The sequence below is a fragment of the Campylobacter sp. US25a genome (assembly GCF_004379075.1).
GTDB lineage: Bacteria > Campylobacterota > Campylobacteria > Campylobacterales > Campylobacteraceae > Campylobacter_D > Campylobacter_D jejuni.
The window spans coordinates 79003-102622 of the sequence record NZ_RYYM01000002.1 but is presented as its reverse complement, the minus strand read 5'-3'; the positions used below and the strand labels follow the sequence as shown (position 1 = coordinate 102622).

General features: G+C 28.8%; 29 protein-coding genes and 1 pseudogene. All 30 read right to left on the bottom strand.

Annotation, left to right across the window (positions count from 1 at the left end):
- Window positions 1-6 precede the first annotated feature (6 nt).
- The 30 genes and pseudogenes from trpC to ELQ12_RS02605 all read right to left on the bottom strand — a co-directional run bounded on the left by trpC (window position 7) and on the right by ELQ12_RS02605 (window position 23465).
- Complete coding sequence (gene trpC / locus ELQ12_RS02750) at window positions 7-783, bottom strand: indole-3-glycerol phosphate synthase TrpC (RefSeq protein WP_070243443.1); 777 nt, start codon at window positions 781-783, stop codon at window positions 7-9.
- Window positions 780-2057 (bottom strand): ATP-dependent nuclease subunit B, encoded by a 1278-nt coding sequence (locus tag ELQ12_RS02745; protein WP_070261609.1) that lies wholly within the window; start codon window positions 2055-2057, stop codon window positions 780-782. Before ELQ12_RS02745 ends, trpC begins: the two co-directional genes overlap by 4 nt.
- Window positions 2030-2404 (bottom strand): YkgJ family cysteine cluster protein, encoded by a 375-nt coding sequence (locus ELQ12_RS02740; protein WP_002933038.1) that lies wholly within the window; start codon window positions 2402-2404, stop codon window positions 2030-2032. Before ELQ12_RS02740 ends, ELQ12_RS02745 begins: the two co-directional genes overlap by 28 nt.
- Window positions 2394-3086, bottom strand: a complete 693-nt coding sequence (locus ELQ12_RS02735; protein ID WP_070261608.1) for a tRNA1(Val) (adenine(37)-N6)-methyltransferase — start codon at window positions 3084-3086, stop codon at window positions 2394-2396. The genes ELQ12_RS02740 and ELQ12_RS02735 overlap by 11 nt, the downstream gene beginning before the upstream one ends.
- Window positions 3087-3089: 3 nt before the next feature.
- Entirely contained in the window at window positions 3090-3239 is a 150-nt protein-coding gene (locus ELQ12_RS02730) for a hypothetical protein (protein ID WP_004306029.1), read from the bottom strand.
- Between the two features lie 117 nt (window positions 3240-3356).
- A complete protein-coding gene (locus tag ELQ12_RS02725) occupies window positions 3357-5081 on the bottom strand; it encodes a hypothetical protein (protein ID WP_134264558.1) in 1725 nt (574 codons plus the stop codon).
- The gene (locus ELQ12_RS02720) at window positions 5081-5572 is read right to left on the bottom strand and encodes a hypothetical protein (RefSeq protein WP_134264557.1); all 492 of its coding nucleotides are present in this window, start codon (window positions 5570-5572) and stop codon (window positions 5081-5083) included. Before ELQ12_RS02720 ends, ELQ12_RS02725 begins: the two co-directional genes overlap by 1 nt.
- The gene (locus ELQ12_RS02715; RefSeq protein WP_002781772.1) at window positions 5565-5762 is read right to left on the bottom strand and encodes a hypothetical protein; all 198 of its coding nucleotides are present in this window, start codon (window positions 5760-5762) and stop codon (window positions 5565-5567) included. The genes ELQ12_RS02720 and ELQ12_RS02715 overlap by 8 nt, the downstream gene beginning before the upstream one ends.
- Window positions 5716-6099, bottom strand: coding sequence for a hypothetical protein (locus ELQ12_RS02710; protein ID WP_070261606.1), 384 nt, complete (start codon window positions 6097-6099; stop codon window positions 5716-5718). Before ELQ12_RS02710 ends, ELQ12_RS02715 begins: the two co-directional genes overlap by 47 nt.
- A gap of 229 nt (window positions 6100-6328) precedes the next feature.
- A complete protein-coding gene (locus ELQ12_RS02705; RefSeq protein WP_070261605.1) occupies window positions 6329-6790 on the bottom strand; it encodes a DUF5675 family protein in 462 nt (153 codons plus the stop codon).
- Window positions 6790-7254, bottom strand: a complete 465-nt coding sequence (locus tag ELQ12_RS02700; RefSeq protein WP_070261604.1) for a hypothetical protein — start codon at window positions 7252-7254, stop codon at window positions 6790-6792. The genes ELQ12_RS02705 and ELQ12_RS02700 overlap by 1 nt, the downstream gene beginning before the upstream one ends.
- The gene (locus tag ELQ12_RS02695; RefSeq protein ID WP_002861681.1) at window positions 7251-7646 is read right to left on the bottom strand and encodes a hypothetical protein; all 396 of its coding nucleotides are present in this window, start codon (window positions 7644-7646) and stop codon (window positions 7251-7253) included. The genes ELQ12_RS02700 and ELQ12_RS02695 overlap by 4 nt, the downstream gene beginning before the upstream one ends.
- Complete coding sequence (locus ELQ12_RS02690; protein WP_070261603.1) at window positions 7643-7870, bottom strand: hypothetical protein; 228 nt, start codon at window positions 7868-7870, stop codon at window positions 7643-7645. The genes ELQ12_RS02695 and ELQ12_RS02690 overlap by 4 nt, the downstream gene beginning before the upstream one ends.
- Entirely contained in the window at window positions 7870-8460 is a 591-nt protein-coding gene (locus tag ELQ12_RS02685; protein ID WP_208379388.1) for a DUF4376 domain-containing protein, read from the bottom strand. Before ELQ12_RS02685 ends, ELQ12_RS02690 begins: the two co-directional genes overlap by 1 nt.
- A gap of 9 nt (window positions 8461-8469) precedes the next feature.
- Entirely contained in the window at window positions 8470-9471 is a 1002-nt protein-coding gene (locus tag ELQ12_RS10600; protein ID WP_243834121.1) for a hypothetical protein, read from the bottom strand.
- 3 nt (window positions 9472-9474) lie between these two features.
- Entirely contained in the window at window positions 9475-11136 is a 1662-nt protein-coding gene (locus ELQ12_RS02675) for a hypothetical protein (RefSeq protein WP_070261602.1), read from the bottom strand.
- 2 nt (window positions 11137-11138) lie between these two features.
- On the bottom strand, window positions 11139-11333 hold the full coding sequence (locus ELQ12_RS02670) for a hypothetical protein (RefSeq protein ID WP_002799287.1): 195 nt from the start codon (window positions 11331-11333) through the stop codon (window positions 11139-11141).
- Window positions 11314-11718, bottom strand: coding sequence for a hypothetical protein (locus ELQ12_RS02665; RefSeq protein WP_038816909.1), 405 nt, complete (start codon window positions 11716-11718; stop codon window positions 11314-11316). The genes ELQ12_RS02670 and ELQ12_RS02665 overlap by 20 nt, the downstream gene beginning before the upstream one ends.
- Window positions 11718-12752 (bottom strand): DUF5309 family protein, encoded by a 1035-nt coding sequence (locus tag ELQ12_RS02660; RefSeq protein ID WP_134264556.1) that lies wholly within the window; start codon window positions 12750-12752, stop codon window positions 11718-11720. The genes ELQ12_RS02665 and ELQ12_RS02660 overlap by 1 nt, the downstream gene beginning before the upstream one ends.
- A gap of 516 nt (window positions 12753-13268) precedes the next feature.
- Window positions 13269-13802, bottom strand: a complete 534-nt coding sequence (locus ELQ12_RS10595) for a hypothetical protein (RefSeq protein WP_070261600.1) — start codon at window positions 13800-13802, stop codon at window positions 13269-13271.
- Between the two features lie 103 nt (window positions 13803-13905).
- A pseudogene (locus ELQ12_RS10860) lies at window positions 13906-14657 on the bottom strand (hypothetical protein).
- A 2273-nt stretch (window positions 14658-16930) separates the two neighbouring features.
- Window positions 16931-18145 (bottom strand): hypothetical protein, encoded by a 1215-nt coding sequence (locus ELQ12_RS02645; protein WP_070261598.1) that lies wholly within the window; start codon window positions 18143-18145, stop codon window positions 16931-16933.
- Window positions 18146-18404: 259 nt separating this feature from the next.
- On the bottom strand, window positions 18405-18785 hold the full coding sequence (locus ELQ12_RS02640) for a hypothetical protein (protein ID WP_002791792.1): 381 nt from the start codon (window positions 18783-18785) through the stop codon (window positions 18405-18407).
- 10 nt (window positions 18786-18795) lie between these two features.
- Window positions 18796-19443, bottom strand: a complete 648-nt coding sequence (locus tag ELQ12_RS02635) for a hypothetical protein (RefSeq protein ID WP_070261597.1) — start codon at window positions 19441-19443, stop codon at window positions 18796-18798.
- Window positions 19433-19636, bottom strand: a complete 204-nt coding sequence (locus ELQ12_RS02630; protein WP_052858026.1) for a hypothetical protein — start codon at window positions 19634-19636, stop codon at window positions 19433-19435. The genes ELQ12_RS02635 and ELQ12_RS02630 overlap by 11 nt, the downstream gene beginning before the upstream one ends.
- Entirely contained in the window at window positions 19629-21167 is a 1539-nt protein-coding gene (locus ELQ12_RS02625) for a hypothetical protein (protein WP_134264555.1), read from the bottom strand. The genes ELQ12_RS02630 and ELQ12_RS02625 overlap by 8 nt, the downstream gene beginning before the upstream one ends.
- The gene (locus tag ELQ12_RS02620; protein WP_002781524.1) at window positions 21148-21420 is read right to left on the bottom strand and encodes a hypothetical protein; all 273 of its coding nucleotides are present in this window, start codon (window positions 21418-21420) and stop codon (window positions 21148-21150) included. Before ELQ12_RS02620 ends, ELQ12_RS02625 begins: the two co-directional genes overlap by 20 nt.
- A complete protein-coding gene (locus ELQ12_RS02615) occupies window positions 21410-22702 on the bottom strand; it encodes a terminase family protein (RefSeq protein WP_134264554.1) in 1293 nt (430 codons plus the stop codon). The genes ELQ12_RS02620 and ELQ12_RS02615 overlap by 11 nt, the downstream gene beginning before the upstream one ends.
- Complete coding sequence (locus tag ELQ12_RS02610; protein ID WP_059119422.1) at window positions 22699-23085, bottom strand: terminase small subunit; 387 nt, start codon at window positions 23083-23085, stop codon at window positions 22699-22701. Before ELQ12_RS02610 ends, ELQ12_RS02615 begins: the two co-directional genes overlap by 4 nt.
- Window positions 23085-23465, bottom strand: coding sequence for a hypothetical protein (locus ELQ12_RS02605; protein ID WP_002861660.1), 381 nt, complete (start codon window positions 23463-23465; stop codon window positions 23085-23087). The genes ELQ12_RS02610 and ELQ12_RS02605 overlap by 1 nt, the downstream gene beginning before the upstream one ends.
- Window positions 23466-23620 lie beyond the last annotated feature (155 nt).

Genomic DNA, 23620 nt, shown 5'->3' with positions numbered 1-23620 from the left:
CCCTCCTTAAAGCAAAGCTTTTAAAGCCTTTCCTTCATCTTCCTCACACATAAAATATTCACCGATTAAAAAAGCATCAACGCCTAAATTTTGCAAATGCTCTAAAAATTTTTTATTTTCTAAACCACTTTCTGCGATGATGATTTTTGAATTTGGGATCTGTGGGATAAGTTTTTCGCACAAACTCATATCCATAGTAAAATCCTCTAAATTACGATGATTGATACCGATAATATCCGCTCCAGCAAAAATAGCCTTACTCAAATCCTCTTTATCGTGAATTTCAACCAAAGCCTCAAGACCTAAATGTCTTGCAAACTCAAGCAGTTTTTTAAGCTCTTTCATGCTTAGCATTTTAGCGATTAACAATACAAAATCCGCCCCATAAACCAAAGCTTCTAAAATTTGATACTCATCAAAGATAAAATCTTTTCTAAGTAAAGGAATTTGCGTATAACGGCGTATAAGACTTAAGTATTCTAAAGAACCTTTAAAAAAATGTGGCTCAGTCAAAACAGAAATCGCCGTAGCTTTGTTTTTCTCATAATTTAAAGCGATACTTAAAGGATCAAAGTCTTCTCTAATGACTCCCTTGCTGGGACTTGCTTTTTTTACTTCTGCTATGATTTTAACTTCTTTTTCTACTCTTTTTAAAGCCTTAATCACATCTTTTGGAAAGAAAGGATTTGAAGCTAAAGAACGCCCTAACATATCATAAGGAAGTTTTAGTTTGCGTTCTTTTAAATCTTCTTTTGTTTTTTCAAAAATTTTATCCAATATCATGGTTTTATGCATGCCTTTATCGCTTTTATATGAGCTTTGCTCTCATCAGAATTTGCAAATTCTTTATCTTTTAGTGTTTGCTTTAAAATTTCCCATGCTTGATTGCAATCACCTAGTTTATAATACCCCCAAGCCAAAGAATCTAAATAATACAAATTCTGTGGATCTTTTTCTAAGGCAAGTTTCACAAGCTCTATACCTTTTTTAATATCCAAATCATAATCTATAAGCAAATATCCATAATAGTTTAAATACAAAGCATTGCTATCTTTATCGATAGCCTGTTCGAATTTTTCTTTTACAGAATCAATTACTTTTGGAGTGATTTTTTTAGCTTCATTTGCAGCTTCAAATTCAAAAACTGCCGATCGTAGAAGATATTCTTTATTTTTTGTTTTATGATAAAGAGTTAAACTCATTTTTTTAGCATCATCAAAGCGTTTTAAATTCTGATACAAAGCGAGTTTAATATCATCATCTAAATCATACTGCAAAGAAATTTTTAAAGCCTCTTCTGTTTTGCCTTGAGAATTTAAAAGCTCTACTAAAGCCAATGCAAAACTTTTATTTTTGGTAAGCTGATAAAGCTCTTTATACACACTTTTTAAAGCTTCGATATTTTTTTCATCAAAATAAATTTTAGCAAGCAAGACGCAAGTTTTAAGAGTGCAACCATTGGTTTTTCTTGAAAATTCTAAAACATTTTTAATATTTAAAGTATCATTTAAAATCGCATAAATTCCTGTAAGTTTAAACAAAATTTCTTCATTTTGCACTTGATTATAAGCAGATCTATAGTACTTTGTAGCATTTTTTAAATCATTTTTTTTAACTAAAATATCCCCATAAAGCTCTAAATTTCTAGGATCACTATCCTTTTTTGCCAAAAGTTCTTTCATAAGTTTTTGAGCATTGTTGATATCATTTGAATTTAAAGCATAAAGAGCACTAAGTCGCTTAAGGTTATTATTTTCATTTAAATAAGGTTTTGCTAGATTATTTAACTCTGCTTGCCTGTCAAGACTGTTTGCTAAAGTAAGCAAAAATGCATTTTCTAAAAAATGAGTATTATTGTAATCTTGATAAAGACTTAAAAATTCATCTCTGGCTTTTTTGTATTGTTTATAATACTCATAATTATAAGCCTTCATAACCCTTAAATCAAAATCATTGCTTTTATATTTTGTATAATCAGGATAAACAACATTGATTTTTGAACTTCCACAAGCTGCCAAAAAAAAGGCTGCTAAGACAAATAACAAATACCTATACATTCTTTTTCTAATTCCTTTTGATGTGTTTTAAAATATTCCCAAAATGGAAAAGTTCTGCATTGTTTTGGACGAAAATCGTAGATACTGCAATTTCTTTTTTGAGTATCAAAAAAAATGCAAGCAAAGCCATCTTCAAATTCGACTTCCTTAAAACTCATTTTAAAGCCCACTTTTCTCAAGTATTTTTCAGCAAATTCTTTGCTTTCTAAATTTAAATGCTTTCTTAATGCTTCTAATTCTTCCTTGCTTGCAAAAATATTGCCACTTTCTCCAGTGCAACACTTTCCACCGCATTTCTCACAAGCATTTTCATCAAAAGCATAAGAAAAATTTTTATCAAATATCATAACTTTTTAACCTAAATCTTAAGTGAATTTCTTGCATTTGTTTGCTTAAAATTTCATTTTCATATACAAAAAAAGGAGGTAAAATCTCACAAGGCGATTTTGAACCTTTTTTTACCTGTATCAAAACAAGTCTTGCTTTTTTGTTTTGATGTGTATGTACAAAGCAAAGCTTTGTTATTTTTATTTTCATATCTTTTAAAATAAAACAAATTTCATCTAAAGCTAAAGCTTCATAGCAAAAATACAAAGTACCATTTGGCTTAAGCATAGAATTTGCTTTAGTTAAAAAGCTATGCAAGGGTAAAAATTCCTGAAATTTACTTATAGCTTTATGCTGATCTTCACTCTTGTAAGCTCCTTGTCTATAAAATGGAGGATTGCAAACTATGGAGTCAAATTTTTTTATGCTTTGAAATTGATTGAAATCATCATGAAAAATATCGCCTTGTATTTGGTTGGATTTTAAATTTTTTTCAATCAATTTTATATTTTCTTTTTGAATATCAATCAAAGATAAACTTAAATTTGCAATATTTTTTTTAAGTAAAATACCTATGATACCACAGCCCGCACCTACATCAAAAACAGCGCCTTTAATTCCTTGTTTTAAAATAAAATCAGCTAAAATTAAAGAATCACTATTATAACGATATCCTTGTGATAATTGCGCTAGCGTAATCATATTTTAATGAGTTGGAATTTTAATGCGTTTTGGAGGTTGTTCTTTAAATATATTTTGTTCTTTTGTTATATTATTATCTTCTTTAAAATTTACTGGGCTTTGTGCTACCAAAAAAGAAATTACAAAAGTTATAAAAAAAGCAATTTTTATCATAAATAACACCCCATAAAATGGTGTCCATGGCGAACACCTAACAATAACTATAAAATACCATAAAATATAAATTTTAAATATTTAAAATTTACTTTGGCTACAAAATGGCTACAAAAATTAAAATATAAAAATAGGTTTTTCTTTCTTTTCTATTTTTTCATTTAATATATCTGCAGTTTCAAAATTATACCATAAAGTTGGATTAATTGCATCTTTTGCTAATTCTTCAGCTTCACTTCCATTTCCACCTTCATTATCAGAATCATCGCTTTGCTCATTTATCATATCAGGAGTATCTGCTGTAATGCTTTGAACAACATCATAAATTTTACTCGCACCGCTTAGCAAATTTCCAACAACATTTAAAGTTGATCCAAAAGTTGTCATTTCTTGTGCTGCTTGTGCTGTATTTTTTGTAAAATCTGCAACTAAATTCCAATTATTAGCACCCCAAGCACCTAAAAAATTAACCAAACCCCAAACAGCATTAAGAATGGAGAATGTTTTATTTCCAGTAAGTGAACCCACGGCTAAACCTAAACTAATTCCTAGTGTAATACCCGCAGCTACACCTTCGCTAACCCCTATCAATGTTCCTAGCCATGCACCTTGCCCGCCAATCCACCAAGTAGCTACAGCCAAAACGATAGTGACAATAGGTACTAAAAAGCTTAAAATTCCTTTATTTGATTTTTCATATACATAAAGATAATAAAAACTATCCCATAATGCAAACCATCTATCTCTACGCCCATAAGGCAAATTTGAACTTTTTCTATATAGTGGATATACGCTTGGCGTAACACTTGTATCTTTTTTACCAAAGCTTTTATTATTTGGATATGAATAAGCTATATAAGGTTCTTCATAACAAACTAAATTAAAACTATTATAAAAACATAAAGGAGTTGCATATTTGCATTTATAATTTTCTTTTATTGAGTTAAATACTTCAAAAAAAGATATCTTTTTGCTTGTTAAAGTATGATATATTTTACTCGGATCACTTTCCCTAGTTTTTTGTGCTTTCTCATATACACTATAGGTTATTTCTACTTTTTCGATTCTAAATATATTTTTATTTAATTCTTTAAAATCATTATAAAATTTTTCAACATCAATGCATAATTTTTTATAAGGTTTTCCAAAAGTTGGTTTAAATTCAACATTTTCTACTTTAATTTCTGGTATTTTAATATCATCAATACTAGGATATATCCATTCATTATTTTTTTGGATGGTTTGAGAAAAAATAACCACTTCTATATCATTTATAAGCATGTCATAATTTATATTTTCCAATGCCTTATTTAATATATCTTTGAAATTTATTTTTTCATCAATATAAAAAAATCCTTTTCCATTATATTTCCAAACTTTTTCTTTTTCAAATAAAAGAGCTAAATTATTTGGAAAACCATAATAATACTGCATACTTCCTAAATTATAATTAGTTCTTATTTCGCAAATATCATGATATATTCCATTTTCACTACTAGGATCTCCTTGATAAGGTTTGTATGGATCTTGCCCTACGAAAAATTGGTTAAGTCCTAAATCATTATAGTTTTCCTTATTATAAGGTGCAGTGCTAGAACTTTTAATGTTATATTTTTTCACTATATACGAATTTTTAAATAGCGGATGGTTTATATTTTGAATTTGACTTCTACCTTTTCTTACAAGTTGTTTATGTGAAAGCTCAACATATTTATTTACACCTATCATAGCATAGATAAACCATTGTTTATATACTTCTTGCGTATCCAATTCTCCTATGTTTGATGGATAAGCAGGCTTAAGAGTATAATTTCTCATAAGCCTTTTTTCATCTATAAGCATTATGAAGACTTTTCTATATTTTCTATCTTTTCTTTAACAAGCTTCATAATTTCTTGTGGTATATCAAGACCACCGGTACAATATCCAAATTGAACACTCTGTGTAACTTTTGCAGCTTCTATTCTTAAATTATCATCTATCTGTGAAGTTTGTCTAGCTATTAATGCAGGTTTTGCTTTTTCTGTTTCTGTTTGAACTCTTAAAAGTAAAGCTTTTTCAGCGTTAAGCTCGTTTTCATCGCCTTGTAAAATCATGGATAAAGCTGTATTTTGACTTTGAGCTACTATGGTTTGTCCAACACTTACCAACGCTTGTGCTAAGCTTTGAAATTGCTGGTCATTTCTTATAACATTATCGTTTCCAAATTGTTCTAAAAGCTTTTTAAATTCTCCAAATGGAGATTTTTCTGCTAAACTCATTTCTAAAATTTGCGGATAAATTTCTTTAAATGCTTCAAGTCTTTTGTTGTAATCAACATTTGTATTACTCATTATTTAGCTCCTTTATTTTGCTTATCTGAATTTCACACTGTTTGTATTTGTAAAAAAGCATAGAATAAGCATTTAAAATATCAAGTTCATTTTTTGCTATTGGCTTTTCAAGGGGGCTTAATGTTAGTAGTTCTTGCGGAATTCTAACTTTTTGAATTTCTATTTTGGTTACTACTTGTTGAGTTTGCATCCCACAACCTATCAACGGCATCGTTAAAAAGCTTGGTAATATTATTTTCATTGCTTTTATAAATGTATTCTTTAACATATTGCACCCTTTCTTGTACTTGATTTTTTTGATTGTTTGCTTCATTTAAAGCCTTTAATTCTGTTTTATGAATTTGATTTAATTCTTTTAATTTTTCTTGATTATTTTCATTTATTTTTAAAGCCAAATCTAAATCACTTTGACTTTTTTCTAATTTTACCTTTGTGCTATCAAGTCTTAGATAAAAATATCCTGCTAAGATTGCCATTAAAGCTAAGGCGATATAAAGTTTTGCATTTCCAAATAAAAGATTTATCATATTTGTTTTAGAAGTTTAAGTAAGGTTTTTGTATAATACCCCTAAGGGTTAGCCGTAGGTCTGACCCCCTATGGCTAAATTCCACCCGCGAAAGGTGGTGATATAAATGTCATACCAGAAGTTTATAATTATAATTATACTACTTTGTGTAATTATAGTCAAGGCTTATTAGCCTTGCCCCGCAAAAGCGGGGTGTAAACTTTAACCTACTTAAACTTTTATCTCCTTTCTATGCTAACTCATTTGTTATTTCAAGTTTAATGTCTTCAAGATTTTTACCATACATCAAATCATAAAATTCTTTACAAGCTTGTCTGCTTTGACCGACACTTTCATTATTATTATCCTTGGTAAGTCCCAGTAAGATACAACCTTTTGTGTCTTTGTCAGTGTTTCCCCAGTGTATTAAAATTGCACGACTTGCTGGAACTTCATCATTATAAACATTTATCATTGTATCATCATCTTTTTTTGTAATACTTCTTAAAGTATTTTCAAATCGTGAAGGACTATGTCTTTTTAAATTATAATTTCCTTCAGGTATTCTTAAATCTTTACCACTCTCTAAACCTTCTTTGTCTTCCTCTAAAGAAAAGCATTCAAAAAGAATTTCTTCTTCATCACTTAAAACCTTAAATTTACCAATAACGCAAGTTTTGCTAGTATATCTTCTATTAATTGTTACTTTCATTATAATTCCTTTAATTTTTTATACAATTTATTTGGATTTGAGCTTCCTGCATTCATATCTCCTAGTTTAACCAAACCACCTATTTGCAAAGCCCTAACTATGATTTCAGAGCAAAACCATTTATCTTCACTATCCTTTGTAAATGTGAAAAATCCTAAAATTCCTAAAAAATCATATTTTTTACCTATTTGAGAGTAAAGAAATTCTTTTATTTTTACTTCATTTGTATTATTAGTTTCTATAAAATCCCATCTGCCAGTGTCTTTAAATTCTTTTATTCTTACGCCTTTATCTCTAGGGCTTGAGCTAATCATTAAATTATCTAAGATTATTTCACAATGAGAATAGGATTTTAAAAAATCTCCATTTAATCTTTCTTTCCAAGATGAAGTAAAAAAAGCTATTAATTTATCAAGAAAAGTAGCTTTATCATTTCCTTTGACTTTATAAAATGCAATTTTCATTCATTTTCCTTTCTTTTTATCAATGTTGCTAATTCTGTGTTTTCATATCTTTTGATTTCAAATTTCAATTCATCAATATTTTTATCAAGCTTATCTAGCTTATCTCCTAAAATTTTAGAGTGCAAATCAATGATTTTATTTGAGCTTTCTAATTGCGCTTTTGATGTGTCTAAGTGTGCTTCAGCTATTTTATTACTGATTTGAATTTCTTTTAATATATTGTTATTGTTTTCATTATTTTTTCTTTCAATATTTTTAATTTCTACTAAAATACCTTGTGTTTTATCTGTTTTTTGAAATAAAATATAGGCAAAATAAGAAACAGAGCAAAGGCAAAAGAATAAAAAAGCAACTATTCCACCATCTTTTAAAACATTGAATAACTCATTCATTTTTTACCCCTTAGCTCAAAATTTAAATCATCTAATCTATCTTTAATGTGCTCTAATTTTTCTAAAATTCTTTCTTTATCAGATCTACAATCTTCCATGCGACCTTTAAAAAGCTTATAATTTATAATTAAACTTAATAAAAAAATCACAAATAAAGCGCCAAAGGGTGTAAGTCCTTCTACATCTTTGGCAAAGCTTGTAATCATAGTTGTGTTAAAATCCATCACTCATCCCATTTAATACTTTGAATTTCTTCTAATGTTTGAGCTTGCTCGACTTTATCTTTAATAGTTCTAGCTTTAATTGTGTTTGTATTAACAGAATTTGCCATAATACCGCCAAGCTCGATTAATTCTTCTAAAGTAAAAGGTACCGCTTCATTATCTTTTGAAATCCAAACAAAGCCTTCAGGAAGTTGTTTTGTAATTGCAAAAAGACTAACAGTGCTTGTAAGCAAGTTTCTATCTTTTTCCGCACTTTGAAAGATTTTATCTTTATAAGATACTCCGCCTTCGATAGCGTTATTTTTAACTTTATCAATTTCATCTTTTTTAAATTCTTTAGCGTATTTAAGCTTTGCATCTTCGCTTGAAGCTTGACAAAACATTGAAAAGTATTCTTTTAAAAGTTCAGTTTCATTAGAATTTACAAGCACTTTCTTAACTGCTTCTAATCCTGCGTTAAGCTCTTCTTGAGTAATATCATCAATAAAAGTAAAATCATCATTAAATTTTATTTCTCTATCATCACTAACTACTGCTAAAAGTTGTTTAACGCTATAAATGTGGTCTCTTATAATTGATACTATTTTCATTTTTAATCCTTATTTAAAAATTATTCCATTTTGCGTTAGTGTATTAAAGGCAATGTTAGCTGTCAAATTTGAATTTGATGAAATATAACTTATTGAACCCGAGCTTGATGATATTCCATTATTACAATTAATTTGCTGTGTAGCATATATATTATTTAAAGAAGCAAATTGAAGTTTAAAAGCATTATTATAATTTTCACATTTTGTTGGTGTTGCATAAGTAAAATCTTCATATCTTCCGCCATTAATATTAAATAAGGTTGTTTTTTTAGAATTTCCATTTTCTTTAAAATAACAACCTTTGAAATAAATACTTCCTAAAATATTAAAAACGTTATCGATATCTTCGCTTGTTAAAATTGGAGCATTATAATCTTGTTGTGCAATAATAATATTTTTTTGAATATTTTCACCAATTGTAATAGTTCCATTTATTGAAAAATTTTGTAATAAATTTAAAGTTATAAATACACGATTTTTCGTTACATATTTACTAGCTTCATTAATAGCGGTTTGTAAATCCTCATAATCTCCACCACTTCCAACTTCCCAAGTAAGATTTTCGGTTAAAATCTTAACTTTTTTATTAAGATTAGCCGTTATGCTTTCTTTAGCTTGTTCTAAAGCTGTTATTTTTTCTCCTTGCTCTGCTTTAGCTTGTTCTATTTGAGATAATGCTTCTTCTTTAGTGCTATTAAATTCTGAAGTTGCTTGACTGAATTCTTCAAGTGCTTCTTCTTTTTTACTTGATATTTCAGATGTAGCCGTATTTTTAGCTTCATTAACAGCGTTTAACGATGTATCTTTTAATTGTGAAATTTGACTTGTAGCTGTATTGCTTGCTGTTTGCACTTCTTGCAAGGCATTAGATTTTGCACTCTCTAATGCAGCTGTTATTTCTGTGTTTTTATTATCTAATAAATCCAAAGCACCATCGTATTTTTCTCTTAACTCTTGTAAGCTTTGTGATGCTGAATTTAAATCACTTGCAACTTGTTCTAAGTCTGCCATTATTTACTCCTTATAACTTAATTTAATTATTTTTTTATCAAGTAAGACATTTTCTATTGAAAAAATGTGAGAATAAATTCCGCCCAAATTGTCTTTTATAATTTCATCAAATTTAGCTAGTTTTTCTTCGCTAGCAGTATTTAACTTACCTATATTTTCATCTGTTTTACTTTGTATGTTTGCTATACTTTCTTCGCTAAGAGAATTAATTGCTCTTAATTTTTCATTAGCATTAGAATTAAATTCATTAAGTTTATTTTGATAATTTGAATTAAACTCATTTATTAAAGTATCTAAAGCTGATTTTCCTTGTGCTATGATAAGTTCTATTTGATTTTTTTGAGCTAATATTCCACTTGTTTCATCTGTAATATCACTTGATACTTTCTTCATCTCATCGATAATACTTTGTTTAAGCTCTAATAAATAGCTTTCAATAGCTGTTTTATCGTTAGCAAGTTCAGTTCTTGCTACTTCTGTTAATCTCCCTAAATCTTCATTAGCTATTTTTGCTCTTTCTATAAAATTAGTTAAAGCTGTATCTGTTGTATTTTTAGTATTTTCATAAAGAGTTTGCATTTGCTCTTTTAAAAGATTTATATCGCTAAGTTTTGCTTGAATGCTAATATCTATTTCATTGGCTTTTAAATCAAGCTCACCTTTTAATCTATCATTATAACTTTGTAAATCAAGCTTTAAATTATCAATTTGAATTTTAAAATCTTTAATAATCTGTGTATAACTTTTTAAATCATTTGCAAATTCTTTAGAAGCTAAAATTGCATTATTTAAATCGTTTATCGTTTCATCAGCTTTATTAACAATTTCAATAGCTTCTAAGACATCTTCATATTTTCCTACTATTTCATCTTCTAATTTTTCACAACGCTTTAATAAATCAATCATATTTTGATTTAATCTTTGATTTTCAAAAAGAATAGTGTTTATTTTAAGCTTTATTGTTGCTTCAGCATCATTAACTATATCTTGTACTTCTGATTTTACATTTTTAAAATCATTGGTTATGGATATAATCTCATTCTTTGTTGCTATAATATTTGAAACAAGCTTATTTACAAGCTCTATATTAGAATGCAAATCATCTTTAATACTTTGTGCGTGTTCTAATTCTTGTAAAATTTGTTCTTTAAGCTCTATTGATAAATCTAAATAGGATTTAGTAAGATTTTTGTTTTCTTCTACTTTTTCAAGTCCTGCATTAAAATCAACAGCTATATCATAATATTCTTCGAGTTTTATTTTTATAATTTCAAAATTTTTATTAAACTCGTTAAGCTCAGGATATTTTTCTTTAACAATATTAACACCATTATTTATGTTTTTTTCTAACTCTATAATGTTATTATAGATATTCTCTATATTGTTTAAAGTATCGTTTATTTTATTGCTTATTTTTTCTATTTCATCTTTTTTGTTTTTAACAAAATCAGTATTGCTTTGTGTAAGTTCGCTATTTTCTATAACTAAATTTTTAAGCTCTAAAGTTTGAGTATAAAAGTTATTAACTTGTTCTTTTAAGCCTATAATTTCTTCTATTCTAGTATTATCCAAAGCAGTAGCAACATCTGAAATTCTTGCTAAAACTTGATTTATAATTTCAAGTTTTTCTCTACCTGTTTTTAACTCGTTTAAACTTGTTCCCATTTTTAACCTTCATAATAATCACTATCTTTAATTCTCTTTTCACAAAAGAAAAGCAGATCATCCATGGCTAAAAGCCATTTTTTATCATCTAAATAAGCTATAAAATCAGCACTATTTATACTTTGCACATAGTCTTTATAACTCAAAGCTCTATTAAATTTTTTTGTGAAATTACAATTACAACCATGTTCTTTCATCATCAAGCTCCTTGCCATCATTAGCTATATACTCATAAATTATCTTGTCACATAATGCAAGAAAGTCTTTTTCTTCGCATCTTGTAATCAAATAACAAACATAATTAATCACAGCAAAACTAAGTGTTTCATCTATCATTAAATGTTCTTTTTCATTGTCAAAATCAGGCTCATCAGGAATAATCAAAAAATGATTATTCCTAACTTGCCTAAAAACTTTTTCGCCTTGTTCTACATTTTTTAAAAGAACGCTAGGAACACATTTTGATAAAATATAATAAAATGCTTCCATAAAATAGGCTTTCAAAACTTCATCATCTTCTATCATTTTGTAAGAATTTTTAACTTTAGCGATAATGAGTTTTTTAGCCATAATACAAAGCATTATGCACCTTTTGCTGCTTTTAAAACCGCTTTAGCCTTTGTATTATTTGTACTAGTTAATCCCACTCCTATAGCAAAAGCATCAGCATTTCTTACCTCTAAAGTGCTTTGTGTGTAAAATCTTTTTGCTTTTGCAGTAATATCAGTTGGAACATCTTCAATCATAGTAGGAATATAAAGCCCATGTTTCATATACTCAAAATCCCCAGCAATTAAAACATTCCCCAAACCATATTTAGGGCTTAATAATCTATGCATATGAAAATTTACCGTTCCAAAATCTGTTTCAAGGCTTACTACTTGTCCTACTAGTTTTGTTTCATTGCCTAAAATTCTTGTAGCAAATTTGTTAATAGCTCCTTTTAAGTCAGCTCCTAAAAAGACATCTTTAGGTGTAACTCCACTATTCCAAATGTTTTGTAAGATTTGATTGAGTTTATCTTCTGTTAGTTCTGTTGCAGTTCCGCTCCAATCTCCTGTTTCATCAAAAGCTAATACATTTCCACGCTTTCCATCAGCAAAGCTATCTTTTCCTTTAGCGATATAATGAAAAAGTCCAGCCATTTCTCCACTTGTTGCTTCTTGTGCTTGAACATAATCTTTGAAAACTGATTTTTTTACATCACTATCTCTGCCTAGACCAAATAAAGCATACTCCATATCCATTTTATGTTCTTTGGTTTTTTTGCCTATTTGATACTCCATTTCATTACCACCATATTGATTTGCTTTTAATAAAGCTTTTGATACCATGGCTTCGGTAATGAATATTTGAGTAGCATTTGTAGTTTTTTGAGCTGTGTTTTTTGTTTCGCCTACAAATTTACTTAACTCTAAATTTGCATTCTTTTTTGGTTCTTCAAAAGTATCAGTAATCCAACTATGAGTTAAAGGATTTGTAACCTTTGAAGTGCCTATTTTATTTAGAATTGGTGTTTCAGTAGCTCCAATTTTAATAATCGTTTCATATATTGATTGTTTTAACTTAACATTTTCTGTTGCGGGTGCTGTATGCCCCATTGAAGGTAAAGCCATTTTTGAATTCTCCTTAGTTTAGTTTTAAGGATTTTTCCAAAAATGACTATTTCAAATATAGTGTGTTTTGAAATGAAATTAAATTTTTAAGTATTTTTTATGTATAATTTTATGGTTTTAAGGATATCTCTTTGAAGACTTTGTAAAAAGTTTGAAAGGAGGTTAAGATGAACGAAGTTATTATAATCTTAATGCTTTTAGTAGTCCTTATCGTAGCGATAAAGAGCTAGATAAGAACTAATCTTTTAATATAGTTAATGATATTTTAAAGAAACCCTGCTTAGTTTGTCCTTAAAACACTAAAAAGTCTTCAAAAAAAGCAGGGTGAAGACTTCAAATATTTATACTTTTATAAAATAAGTATAAATTAATTATAAAAAAAGTATAATCTAATTAAAATCAGTATATGCTTGAATTTATGCTATAATTAATAATCGCCATTGACACTACTCACGCTTAAAGTGTCAGTATTAAGCCTAGCTTTAGTGCGTATCGGCTAAGCTAGGGGCGATAATATTAATAAAAATTATATGCAGTTATAATCCACTTTTTATCTTTACCTTTATAATCAAGTGCTACCATAACTCTACTATTCTTAATATCAATAAAAGCTCTATTATTACCTTTTTTTACATTTCCATTATTTATAATATTTTCTATTTCTTTTATAAAATTTAAAGCTTTATTTTTTGCTTCTATTTTATTTAACCCTTGTTTAATGAAATCTTCTTCTCTTCGATTGACAATATGACTTAATCCAAAGTTTCCATCTCCCCAAACCAAATCAATATCTCCTAAATCTTTTCTATGAAAAGCACCTGCTACCTGTCCTTGTTTTTCAATGAGTAGTTTTTGTAAAGCACCTTTTCCATCGTGATAATATTCTGCATAATTTTCACCAAATTCTTTTAAAGGTTGTATGTTTAATTCTTGTTCGATTTTACCCCTTAAAGCACTTGGAATATCTTTTTTTACCCCTTTATTTGTGCTTTCTTTAGCATTGATTATCATCTGTCTAGTTAAGTTGTATTCAACAGTATTTAAATTCATCTTATCTAAAAAATCAAGTTTATTGTCTTTATTTTCTTTTAGAAAATTATCATATCTTTTTAGAATATCTTCGCTAGCCTTTTTATCATTTTGTATTTTTTCATCAAGTCTTTGTTTTACGCTTTTTTTTATTCTTTTTCTTTACTTCTTTATTCTTAATATTATCTTTTATATCATCCATTAAGTTTTTTTTAGGCTTAGCTTGGGTAGAATTTTTAGAAAATAAACTCGTGGTATTTCGCACATCTTTGCCACCTTGTGAGTTTATGTTTTCCACTTCTGCCTTATTTTCTTTAGGATGTGCGTTTGGCTTAGGAAGTGGGCTTAATTCTTCTAGCTCCAAAGAATAAATCCTGTGTCCGTGTTCATAACTTTCTTTTAATGTTATTTTTGCTTGAGAATTATTAAGATTAGCTACATATCTATGTATAGCTTTTACATCTTTACTTCCTTTTTTATCAGCTTCACTCATAATAAATTTTGCATTTTTAATAAACCTTCTATATTATTGACTGCCTTAAAATGTTCTTCTAGTGTAAATCCATTATTTATACTCTTTTGTATAGCTTTATCGCTAGTCATCTTATTTAATCCAGTTGTGCTAACCCTAGCTTTGATTTTTGTTTGAGAATTTTCTATATCTTTATTAAGTATAGATTTTAATTTATTTTTACTTTCTTCTCTTAAAATTGTTTTATTTGGTTGTTCAATTAAATCTTTAACTTTTGAGTTAAATTCTTTTCTAGCTTCTTGTGCTTCTTCTTTGAGTGTTTTATCTTTAATACTTTCTATAAATTCTTTAGCCGATCTATCAAAATCTTTTAAATTATTTATATTGCTAAACCCCCTTCGCATTTGTATTCTTGTTCCAGCTCTTTTGCCAACTTCCCATAATCTCATAAAATAAAAAGCTATATAATCAGTGAAATTATTAACAAGCATTGTTTTAGCTCTTTCTATGAAATTTGTACTTATTCCATGTCCTAGTTCTTTTGCTTTTGAATTTAAAATACCATCTATTACAGTTTCAAAGTTAGTACGTAAATCACCTATTGTTTTTAAAACTTCAATCTTCTCTTGTCCTGATTTGCTTTTTGGTTTAAAGTTTTCAAAATTATCCATGACCGCTTTACAATTTACTGCAAATTTGGGATTATTGGCATCTCCTATATTTACTTTATTTTTTTCTAAAGCTCTAGTTATTATTTGATTATCTAAAACTTTAATCTCATCATCATTAAGTCCTTTTGTTATAGCTTCATAATTCTTTTTTGGATTAGTTTCATTAAGTATTTTATCTATATCTTTTGATATCTCTTTTTCACTTCCTTCTAGTTTTTTTCCTAATTTACTTTTATCATATACTTTAAAATCTGCATAATCTTTTCTAATCTTGGTTAAAATCTCTTTTGCTTCTTGGGGATTATCAGCACTTTTTACTATATTTTCTAAAAATGCGTCTTTTAAGCTATTTAAAAAATCTTTATAGTTGTAACTTGAGCTTTCTTTTATTTTATTGCCTATAGCATCAATTCTATCGTAAATCTCTTTAACGCTTTTACCATCTAATGCACCGCTTTTTGCTTCATGAATAAAATTTTTTATCATAGCTGGTGTGCTTTCACTATAAACACTTGAGTTTAAAACTATATCATCTATGGTTTGCTTATCTACTTTTACACCATTTGGATTAAGTTCATCTAGTTTATCAAGTCCTTTTCCAAATTCATCATAAGCTCTTTTTGCTCTAGCATCTCTTAAAGCATAAAGCTCATCAGCCTTAGAAGCATTATTTAAATTTAACTCTTTTAATATAGCCTCATCTTGTAAGTGTGAAGAGTTTGCAACCTTATTTGCCATTTTAGGGTCATTTGCTAAAACACTTCTTGCCATATTAGCTAAATCATCATTCATAAAAGAAAGATTAATAAGATCTTGTTGATTCAGTGCTGCTTCTTTTGAGCCTATATTTTTACTAATATTATTTAGTGAATTAGTTACGCTGTCTGCTGTATTTTTCACAAAGCCATTTTTTGCAGTATTTGAGAAATCTTTTATTTTGCTTGCCACTCCATCAACTAATGCATTTCCTTGATTAACTTCTAAAGGCATAGCTCTTGATTTTTGCAATATATCATCATAATTTCTATTTCCGCTTTCTATTAGCTCTCTTGCATAAGCTTTTGAAGTTTCGCTACCTTGTGAAGCTAAATCATTTAAAATACTAGGGCTTATTTTTCTAAGCTTATCCCCTATATTTTCTTTTAAATTACCACCTTTTACTGCCATGCCATCTATCATATCTTTACCGGCTTGTGCTCCTGTTTTTGCCATATTATAGGTATTTTTTAAAGCTCTTGCTCCTTTGGCAACTCCTGCAAAAGCTGCATCTCCTATTAAAGAAAGTCCTGCATTTTCGCCCATAAGCATAAAAGCTTCTTTTAAATTCATATCTTGATTTGTATCTTTTGTATTTCCGTAGTAATCATATCCTGCCCCTAAAGATGCACCAAGTGCTCCCCCTGCAACCATACCAACCCCACCGCCTAGCATTGTACCGCCAATGGCACCTGCTGTTCCTAAAGCCATACTAGCACCATTATCTCTTAATCCACGATATAAATTACCCATAGTGCTACCTTGCACTTTTGAATAATTTCCGTTATTATCTTGCACCCAATAAGATCCATCATCATCTTGCAATAATCTTCCACGCCCTGATTTTTGCAACTCATCGCCTAAATCTCTCATAAACTGATTACTTTTTCTTACTACTTCATTATCATCAGCAAAAATAGGTTTAGAGGCATTAAATTTAGATTGCTTATCTAAAATATAATTACTTAAATCATCAGCATTCATGGATGGATTTTTATTATAATCATATAAATCCCTTTTATATTCACTAATATTTCCCATAGGATTTGTTAAATTTTGGTCTTTGAAATTATATTTTTCATATTCTTTAGCATATTTATCTTTATTTTTATAAAAATCATTTATTACTTCATTTTTTAAATTTGATAAATATTCACTTGTATTTTGATTTTCACTTTGACTTGCTCCATCTTGTAAAAATGAAATAATATTATTTTCTTGTGGTTTTTCTAATAAAAATTCTCTTATATTCATTGTATTAATCCTTGTTTTTTTAATTCTTCTACGCTAACTTGCATTTTTCTACCTGCTTGATTAACTAATATTACATTACCATTAGCATCAGGCTCTGATATTTGAGCATTAATTCCATTAAAACTAACGCTATGTAATTTTGGTGCATTTTGATTTTGCACTTCTAATATATTTTTGACTAAATCATTTTGTATATTTTGATTAGTTGTTGAATTATCTATAATTACCGCATTTTTACTAGGTTTTGAGTATTTTTCATCCCAATAAAAAGCTTTTACCTTTGGGGCATAGTTATTATAAAAATTCATATTCTTTTGATAGTCTTCTATAGCACTTTGTTTTTCTATATTTGTTTTGGCATTTCCTAGTCTTTCTACTAATTCCATTTTAAAAGAATTTGGAGCTTCTGCTAACCATTCTCCTGCTAATGCTTGAGCTACCCTTTGATTATTTGCTTCCATAGTATAACCATTAATAGGGAAATTGGCTTGTATATTCTCTAAATTCCATTTAGCATTTTTACCACCCCTTAATAAATCACTTTGCATTCTTTTTAAGAATAAATCACTTGCATCATTTAAATCCGTACTTTGACTTCCCCATCCACCAAAACCACGCTCTATAGCTCCATTCCAAAAACCATGGGTTGTATCATATGTTTTACCTTGATTATTTGCTAAATCTAAAAACTGAGCGTCTGCTTTATATCTTGTATTGTTTTGTAAATTTATATTGTTTTGACTATCAAAATCTTGACTATTACTAAAAACTCCATTTAATAAATCTTGCTCTTTTTGTTTTGCATTTATCTCATTTTGTAATTTTTGGAGTTCTAATAATCCTTTTTGATAATTTAAATCCTTGTAAGCCTTATTAGCATTTATTGCTTGCTGTCTTAAAGCATTTTGCATGGCATATTGTCTAGCTCTTTGATTATAATTCATTTGCCATTGCTGATCTGCTATATTTGCTCTTTCTTTTTGATAATCAAAGTTTCTCTCATTTTGCAAAAGCTGATTATTTTGCATAGCCTGATTAAATTCCATTTGTTGCTTTCTTAAATCTTGCTCTTGCTGAAACTCATTAGCTTTAACTTTATCATCAAAACTTTTGCTCATGATGTCATATAAGACACCACCGACTTTTCCTGCGTTTTGTATAACGCCTGTATCAGGATTAAATACTACTCTTTGTGGGTTATAAAATGCCATTTTGTTTCCTTTATTCTTTCTTTTAAAATAAAGGATTTAAGGAAGTTTGTGTATAATTTTAAAAGGGTGCAACGCCAAAGGGTCGCCACCCTTTAGCGTTAATTTACCGCCCAGTTGGGAGGTGATTAAATTGCTAACCAAAATTATAGTTATAATTATACTACTTTGTATAATTATAGTCAAGGCTTATTAATACTTGATTTCCCCTTTTTAAAGGGGAGCTATAATTTCCCTTTGGCTTCCTTAAATCCAAATCTATTTAATTGCTCCAAACATTTTGAAGTTTATTTTCCATATTCTTTCTTCTATTTAATTCTTCATTAGCTAGATATTTATTGAAGTTATAAGCATCTTTTTGTAGCTCATAATTCTTTTGCGCCATCTTTTGCTGATTATAAGCACCATATAAAGCACCAGCACCGCCTAAAACATTTCCTAATCTATCAAAATTAGTTACTTTATTTGCATCAGAACTTTTAAATAACCAATCTCCAAAATTACTAAAAGAATTTTTTAATCCATTTAAAAAACCACCACTGCTACTTGCTAAATTTGGAGTGAAATTGCTTGTTTTCATCAAAGTATCTGCAAAACTAGAGCCTAATCCTGTACCACCTTTTAAAGCTGTTATAAAATCCATAATTTCTCCTTTATACTAAACTTAATAATTCTTTGCCTAGATCTATCTCGCTAACTTCGCCTTTTTTTAACTTATCGTTAAAATCACTAGTTCTTACATTATTATTTGCACTTGATAAATCTTCAGCTTTTTTGGCATTATTTGATTTTCCGACCAAATTAAGTAAGGTTTTCCAGCTGTCAATATTCCCTTCGCCTAAACCATTTAATTTTGTTGCAAGTTCTGCCATAGCCTTTAAATCCGCATCAGGATAGGCTTTTCTTAACTCGCTTTCTACTTGTGCGTATTTAGCGATTAGTGCATCTTGCTCTTCTTTGTCTTTTTGCTTTTTATCAAGCTCTTCAAGCCTTTTTAATTTCTCATCAAGTCCATCAAGTCCTAATTCTTTTAAATACTGCTCTCTTTGTAATTCTTGTTCGCTTGGCTCTTTTTTTGGATTTTTTAAAGCTTCAAGCTCACTCATTAAAGCATTTAATTTGTTGTCATTTTCACTTTTATAAGCTTCAAACATCGCCTTATAATCAGGCTCGTTCTCATTAGCAACCTGCATAGGTTCATTATCTACCACTTGCGTAGGTTCATCGCCATTATTAGCAACATCTCCTTTATCATCATCTGTTATAACATTTATTAAATCTTTTAAAGCATCATTTTCCATCTTCTTCATCCTTTATTTTGTTAATTATTACATCTAAAAAAGCCATAGTATCTAAAGCTTTTAACCTTAACTCTTTCTCATCATTATTTTTTGCTATATAAAAACATTCACTATATTTTGCTTTGATAAAATCTATTAATTTCTTTCCTCCTTTAGTTTTAGATATATCACTTTTAATTTCAATATTAAGCATTAGTTTCTCCTTGCATTTGTGGATTAATATCTTCATTATTTTCAAAAGCAAATAAACTATTTACATTCTTTACACCTAAAATTGGTAATAATTCTTTAATAAGTTCTTTGCTAGCATTTATAATCCCATAAGCAGAATTTGCATCGCCTATGCTCATATACATTTGATATAATTGTGAAAAAACTTGCATACTAGCTTGAATTCCTGCGCGTCTAATTTCTTTATTCATGGCACCTGTGCCGGTTTGAATTTTAAATCTAAAACTAGGTATATCCTCTCTTTGAAAACCATTAAAAAAATTATCTTCTCCATACTTAAAAACAAGCATTGCAAATCTATCAAATAAAGGCTCTATAAAAGTTTCGTTATACTGTCTTATATAATCAGCACTTCTTCTCCCACCTTCTTGTGCTTTTATGCTAATTTCTGTTGCTGTTTCATTTTGTGCAGTTTGAGCTCCATTGTTTTGTGGACTAATTCCTGTTACTTCTGTTAGTTCGCTTTCTAAAAGTTGTAAATTTATTCCCGCACTATTTACATTTGGTGGTGGTAATATTTGCACACCCTTTGGATCGTCTGTATATATTGGTTTTCCTAAGGTTTCTATATCTTCTCTGCTTACTCCCATTGATTTTGGCATCATTATTTTAGGCATGATATGAGTTCTTGCTGCATCTATTAAAAGATTTCTAGTTATATTAATTTCATCTTGCAAAGGCATAGCAGAAGCCATTATAGGCTCGCCATAAGCACTTACATAGTTTTCGTTATCTATCTTTTTAAGTTGTGGTAGCATTGAACCCCATACAAAAGGCTGTCCATCTTGCAAAGTAACTTCATTTCTAAGTAAATTATTTTCAAATAAGGTAGAAACCACCCACTCATCATCGTTTTTTCTTTCATAAATATCATAAAGCTTTACTTTTTTATACTCATCATCTTCATCAAAAAGCTTTTCAATTTCTATTTTTTTATAAAACCCTAGCTTTTGTCTTTCATGGATTTGATTATAAGTTAGGTAAATTTCATTAACTATATAACCTACATCTTCACTATTTAATGCATTTGGATCAAAGAATATACTATCAATATCTACTCTTTCAATGCGTGGCATTCCCTTATGCCAAGTAACCTTAGCTATACTCGTTCCCACAAGTAAAACATCTAAGAAAAGCGGTTGAAAAATCTTAAACATATTGATTTTACCACTATAAAAATCTATGGCATTTTGCCAAAGCTCTATAATCGTATCATCGCTATTAATGTAAGTTTCAATATCTGCCATTCTCTCACTATTAAAATACACATCATTTAAGCTAGTGATTAAATACTTTACCTTAGCGTTTATTTTTGGTATGTAAATGCTTGATTTATTTCTTTTTCTCAATTTTTGCATTACCTTATTTTCAAGCAAATAAGCATCTTGCAACTCTTTAAAGTGTGGTTTGTAATTTTCATATCCACTTTTACTTTCGCTAATGAGTTGTGTTAAAAACGATACTCTCTCATCATTAGTTCTTTTTGTTTTCATTCATAATTCTCCATATTGTTGTTTTGCTTAAATTTGTTATTTTTAAAATATCTTTTTCATTCACTCCTTTTTCAAATAAAAACTCCGCAAATTCTCTTTTAAATTTCTTTTTAGAAATATTATTAAACCCTGATACAAGCTCTAAAAATTCATTTGCAAGACTTGACTTTATAGCCTCATCGCTTAAATTTGAAAGCTTTTTTATTTTGTTTACATCAATTGCATCATAGATCATTAAAAACTCACCAGCCATCATAACTCCAATCTTCATTAGTATTGTTTCTGCTGTATAGTTTTTCAAAAAAAGTTAATGCCACCGCATCGCTAACATCAGGACTTTTGCCATAATTCTTTTTTAATTGTTCTTTTGAAACTATCTTTAAAAGCCCTTTATCGCTATATTCATACTCAATCATTCTCATATCTTTTTTTAATTCTTCATCTTTAAAAAGCTCCATGTGTTTTAAGTTTTTAGCAAAGGTAAAATACATTTGTGCTCTTTTATTTAAGTATTCATTACTGGTTGCAGAATTTGCAGAATTTGCCTCAAATACAGGCAAACCATAATTTAACAAGACATCATATACGCCAACGCCAAGACCACAAGTATCTATAAAAATTCCCTTTGGTTTATCTTCGCTTTGATTGTATTCAGCTAGTATTTTATTAGCAAGTTCCATAGTTCCAAGTTGTGAGTATTTTTTAATCTCATCAACTACAAAACCTTTTCTTTTTGCAAGAACACTCTTATCATCTCCATATCTTGCTACATCAAGCCCCCAAATATTCTCGCCTTGCATTTTTTCAATGCTAAAAGAGTTCTTGCTCATCGCATTTTCAATTTCACTTAGAGAAAATAATTCAGCACTCGAGCTATCTATAAACTCGCCATAAATTTCTTGCTTGACAACTTCGCTATCTTCTCCACCCACTTCTTCAATTAGTTCTTTAATCTGATCTTCTTTTAAAAATGGATTATCATAGCTTGAGAATTGAAAATGTTTCCAATTTTTATCGCTGAGTTCTTTTCTGCAAAGTTCATAAAATAGATTTTTTCCTTTAGGAACTCCACCGATAATCGCTCTTGATTTAGGGTTATCAAGCAACATAGGGCGTATGGCGTTATACCAAAGATATTCTCCTTTGCTGCCTTTTAAAATAATTCCTGCTTCGTTTAAGATAACAAGGTCATATCCAAAACCTTCGATATTTTCACTTCTTTCGGCACTTCTCATATGAAGCACTGCTCCATTAATAATTAGTTTCTTGTCTTGCACACTCCATGAGTAAAAATCTTTTGGCAAGTTTTTTAACTCAGGTGTAAAATATAACTCGTAATAATTTTGTAAATTTGCTTGTATGGTATCCACCCATAAAACATTTTGTCCTAAAAGCAAGTTTTCGATAACAAATTTTGCACTTCCCCTTGTAAAACCAAGTCTTCTGCCCTTTGCTACAGTTATAAAGCGTGGATTTTTACCATCAAAAACTTTAAGTTGTGCTGGAGTGTAAGAAAAGTCAAGCTTTAATTTCATTTAATTTCACTTCTTATGATTTCAATTTTTTGAACATTATCGCTAACTACTTCTTGTTTATCCACATATCCGTGCTGATTTTTTAGTAAGAACATGCTAACACTTGGGGTATAAGTACCGATTAAAGAATGGTTTAAAATATCCATTTCACATTTTTGCTTAGCTTGAGATACAATTTCTCCAAAATCCTTATCCTTCTCCCACTCGCCTAAGGTTTGCATTGTAATTCCTAAATACACAGCTAATCCCACTTTTGTTTTAGGTGCAAAAATAATACTCTCCTTAGTTTCTTTTAAGACAACTCTTTCATTAAAATAACTCTCTATTTTTAAAACAAGCTCTTCTTTTGTCATACTTTTGCCATTTGTCATCATTCTAGCCATTAAGCCACCCCTTCTTTAAAATCAAATTCTTTGATTTCTAAGTTTAAAAAAGATTTTTTAAAACTAATAATCTCATAATCGCCTTTTAAAACATTCTTATCGTTTTCAAATAACGCATCTAACACGCATTTTACGATATTGTCCCCATCGCCATGCCTTTTGCTGTTAAATCCTATTTTTAAAGAAAACTCATATTTCTTTTGCTTATCAAAGGCTTGAAAACAGCTAATATTATTTTGTCTTCTAAACTCCATTTGCAAGAGTTTTTTAAAATCTAAATATTTAAGATAATCTTTACATGCAAATTTAGATCTTTGCGTGGTTCTTTTATAAGGAACTGGGTTGCTTTTTAAATCAATTTTTAAAATATACTTTTCCATTTCAGACTTTCTTAAATTTAGCTTATATTTTTAAAAGCCATTTTGACTTTTACTTTCTTTTGAAATTCTTCTTGATTCTCCTTAAAAAATTTTTTCTGTACCTTCTTAAAGTTATTATATTCTTCTTCATGGCTTAAAGATGTATATCCTTTTAT

Bases quoted from the DNA above. Each gene is read 5' to 3' on its own strand.
- trpC (WP_070243443.1), bottom strand. From the start codon at position 783: ATGATATTGGATAAAATTTTTGAAAAAACAAAAGAAGATTTAAAAGAA.
- ELQ12_RS02745 (WP_070261609.1), bottom strand. From the start codon at position 2,057: ATGTATAGGTATTTGTTATTTGTCTTAGCAGCCTTTTTTTTGGCAGCT.
- ELQ12_RS02740 (WP_002933038.1), bottom strand. From the start codon at position 2,404: ATGATATTTGATAAAAATTTTTCTTATGCTTTTGATGAAAATGCTTGT.
- ELQ12_RS02735 (WP_070261608.1), bottom strand. From the start codon at position 3,086: ATGATTACGCTAGCGCAATTATCACAAGGATATCGTTATAATAGTGAT.
- ELQ12_RS02730 (WP_004306029.1), bottom strand. From the start codon at position 3,239: ATGATAAAAATTGCTTTTTTTATAACTTTTGTAATTTCTTTTTTGGTA.
- ELQ12_RS02725 (WP_134264558.1), bottom strand. From the start codon at position 5,081: ATGCTTATAGATGAAAAAAGGCTTATGAGAAATTATACTCTTAAGCCT.
- ELQ12_RS02720 (WP_134264557.1), bottom strand. From the start codon at position 5,572: ATGAGTAATACAAATGTTGATTACAACAAAAGACTTGAAGCATTTAAA.
- ELQ12_RS02715 (WP_002781772.1), bottom strand. From the start codon at position 5,762: ATGCAAACTCAACAAGTAGTAACCAAAATAGAAATTCAAAAAGTTAGA.
- ELQ12_RS02710 (WP_070261606.1), bottom strand. From the start codon at position 6,099: ATGATAAATCTTTTATTTGGAAATGCAAAACTTTATATCGCCTTAGCT.
- ELQ12_RS02705 (WP_070261605.1), bottom strand. From the start codon at position 6,790: ATGAAAGTAACAATTAATAGAAGATATACTAGCAAAACTTGCGTTATT.
- ELQ12_RS02700 (WP_070261604.1), bottom strand. From the start codon at position 7,254: ATGAAAATTGCATTTTATAAAGTCAAAGGAAATGATAAAGCTACTTTT.
- ELQ12_RS02695 (WP_002861681.1), bottom strand. From the start codon at position 7,646: ATGAATGAGTTATTCAATGTTTTAAAAGATGGTGGAATAGTTGCTTTT.
- ELQ12_RS02690 (WP_070261603.1), bottom strand. From the start codon at position 7,870: ATGGATTTTAACACAACTATGATTACAAGCTTTGCCAAAGATGTAGAA.
- ELQ12_RS02685 (WP_208379388.1), bottom strand. From the start codon at position 8,460: ATGAAAATAGTATCAATTATAAGAGACCACATTTATAGCGTTAAACAA.
- ELQ12_RS10600 (WP_243834121.1), bottom strand. From the start codon at position 9,471: ATGGCAGACTTAGAACAAGTTGCAAGTGATTTAAATTCAGCATCACAA.
- ELQ12_RS02675 (WP_070261602.1), bottom strand. From the start codon at position 11,136: ATGGGAACAAGTTTAAACGAGTTAAAAACAGGTAGAGAAAAACTTGAA.
- ELQ12_RS02670 (WP_002799287.1), bottom strand. From the start codon at position 11,333: ATGAAAGAACATGGTTGTAATTGTAATTTCACAAAAAAATTTAATAGA.
- ELQ12_RS02665 (WP_038816909.1), bottom strand. From the start codon at position 11,718: ATGCTTTGTATTATGGCTAAAAAACTCATTATCGCTAAAGTTAAAAAT.
- ELQ12_RS02660 (WP_134264556.1), bottom strand. From the start codon at position 12,752: ATGGCTTTACCTTCAATGGGGCATACAGCACCCGCAACAGAAAATGTT.
- ELQ12_RS10595 (WP_070261600.1), bottom strand. From the start codon at position 13,802: ATGAATTTAAATACTGTTGAATACAACTTAACTAGACAGATGATAATC.
- ELQ12_RS02645 (WP_070261598.1), bottom strand. From the start codon at position 18,145: ATGGCATTTTATAACCCACAAAGAGTAGTATTTAATCCTGATACAGGC.
- ELQ12_RS02640 (WP_002791792.1), bottom strand. From the start codon at position 18,785: ATGGATTTTATAACAGCTTTAAAAGGTGGTACAGGATTAGGCTCTAGT.
- ELQ12_RS02635 (WP_070261597.1), bottom strand. From the start codon at position 19,443: ATGGAAAATGATGCTTTAAAAGATTTAATAAATGTTATAACAGATGAT.
- ELQ12_RS02630 (WP_052858026.1), bottom strand. From the start codon at position 19,636: ATGCTTAATATTGAAATTAAAAGTGATATATCTAAAACTAAAGGAGGA.
- ELQ12_RS02625 (WP_134264555.1), bottom strand. From the start codon at position 21,167: ATGAAAACAAAAAGAACTAATGATGAGAGAGTATCGTTTTTAACACAA.
- ELQ12_RS02620 (WP_002781524.1), bottom strand. From the start codon at position 21,420: ATGGCTGGTGAGTTTTTAATGATCTATGATGCAATTGATGTAAACAAA.
- ELQ12_RS02615 (WP_134264554.1), bottom strand. From the start codon at position 22,702: ATGAAATTAAAGCTTGACTTTTCTTACACTCCAGCACAACTTAAAGTT.
- ELQ12_RS02610 (WP_059119422.1), bottom strand. From the start codon at position 23,085: ATGGCTAGAATGATGACAAATGGCAAAAGTATGACAAAAGAAGAGCTT.
- ELQ12_RS02605 (WP_002861660.1), bottom strand. From the start codon at position 23,465: ATGGAAAAGTATATTTTAAAAATTGATTTAAAAAGCAACCCAGTTCCT.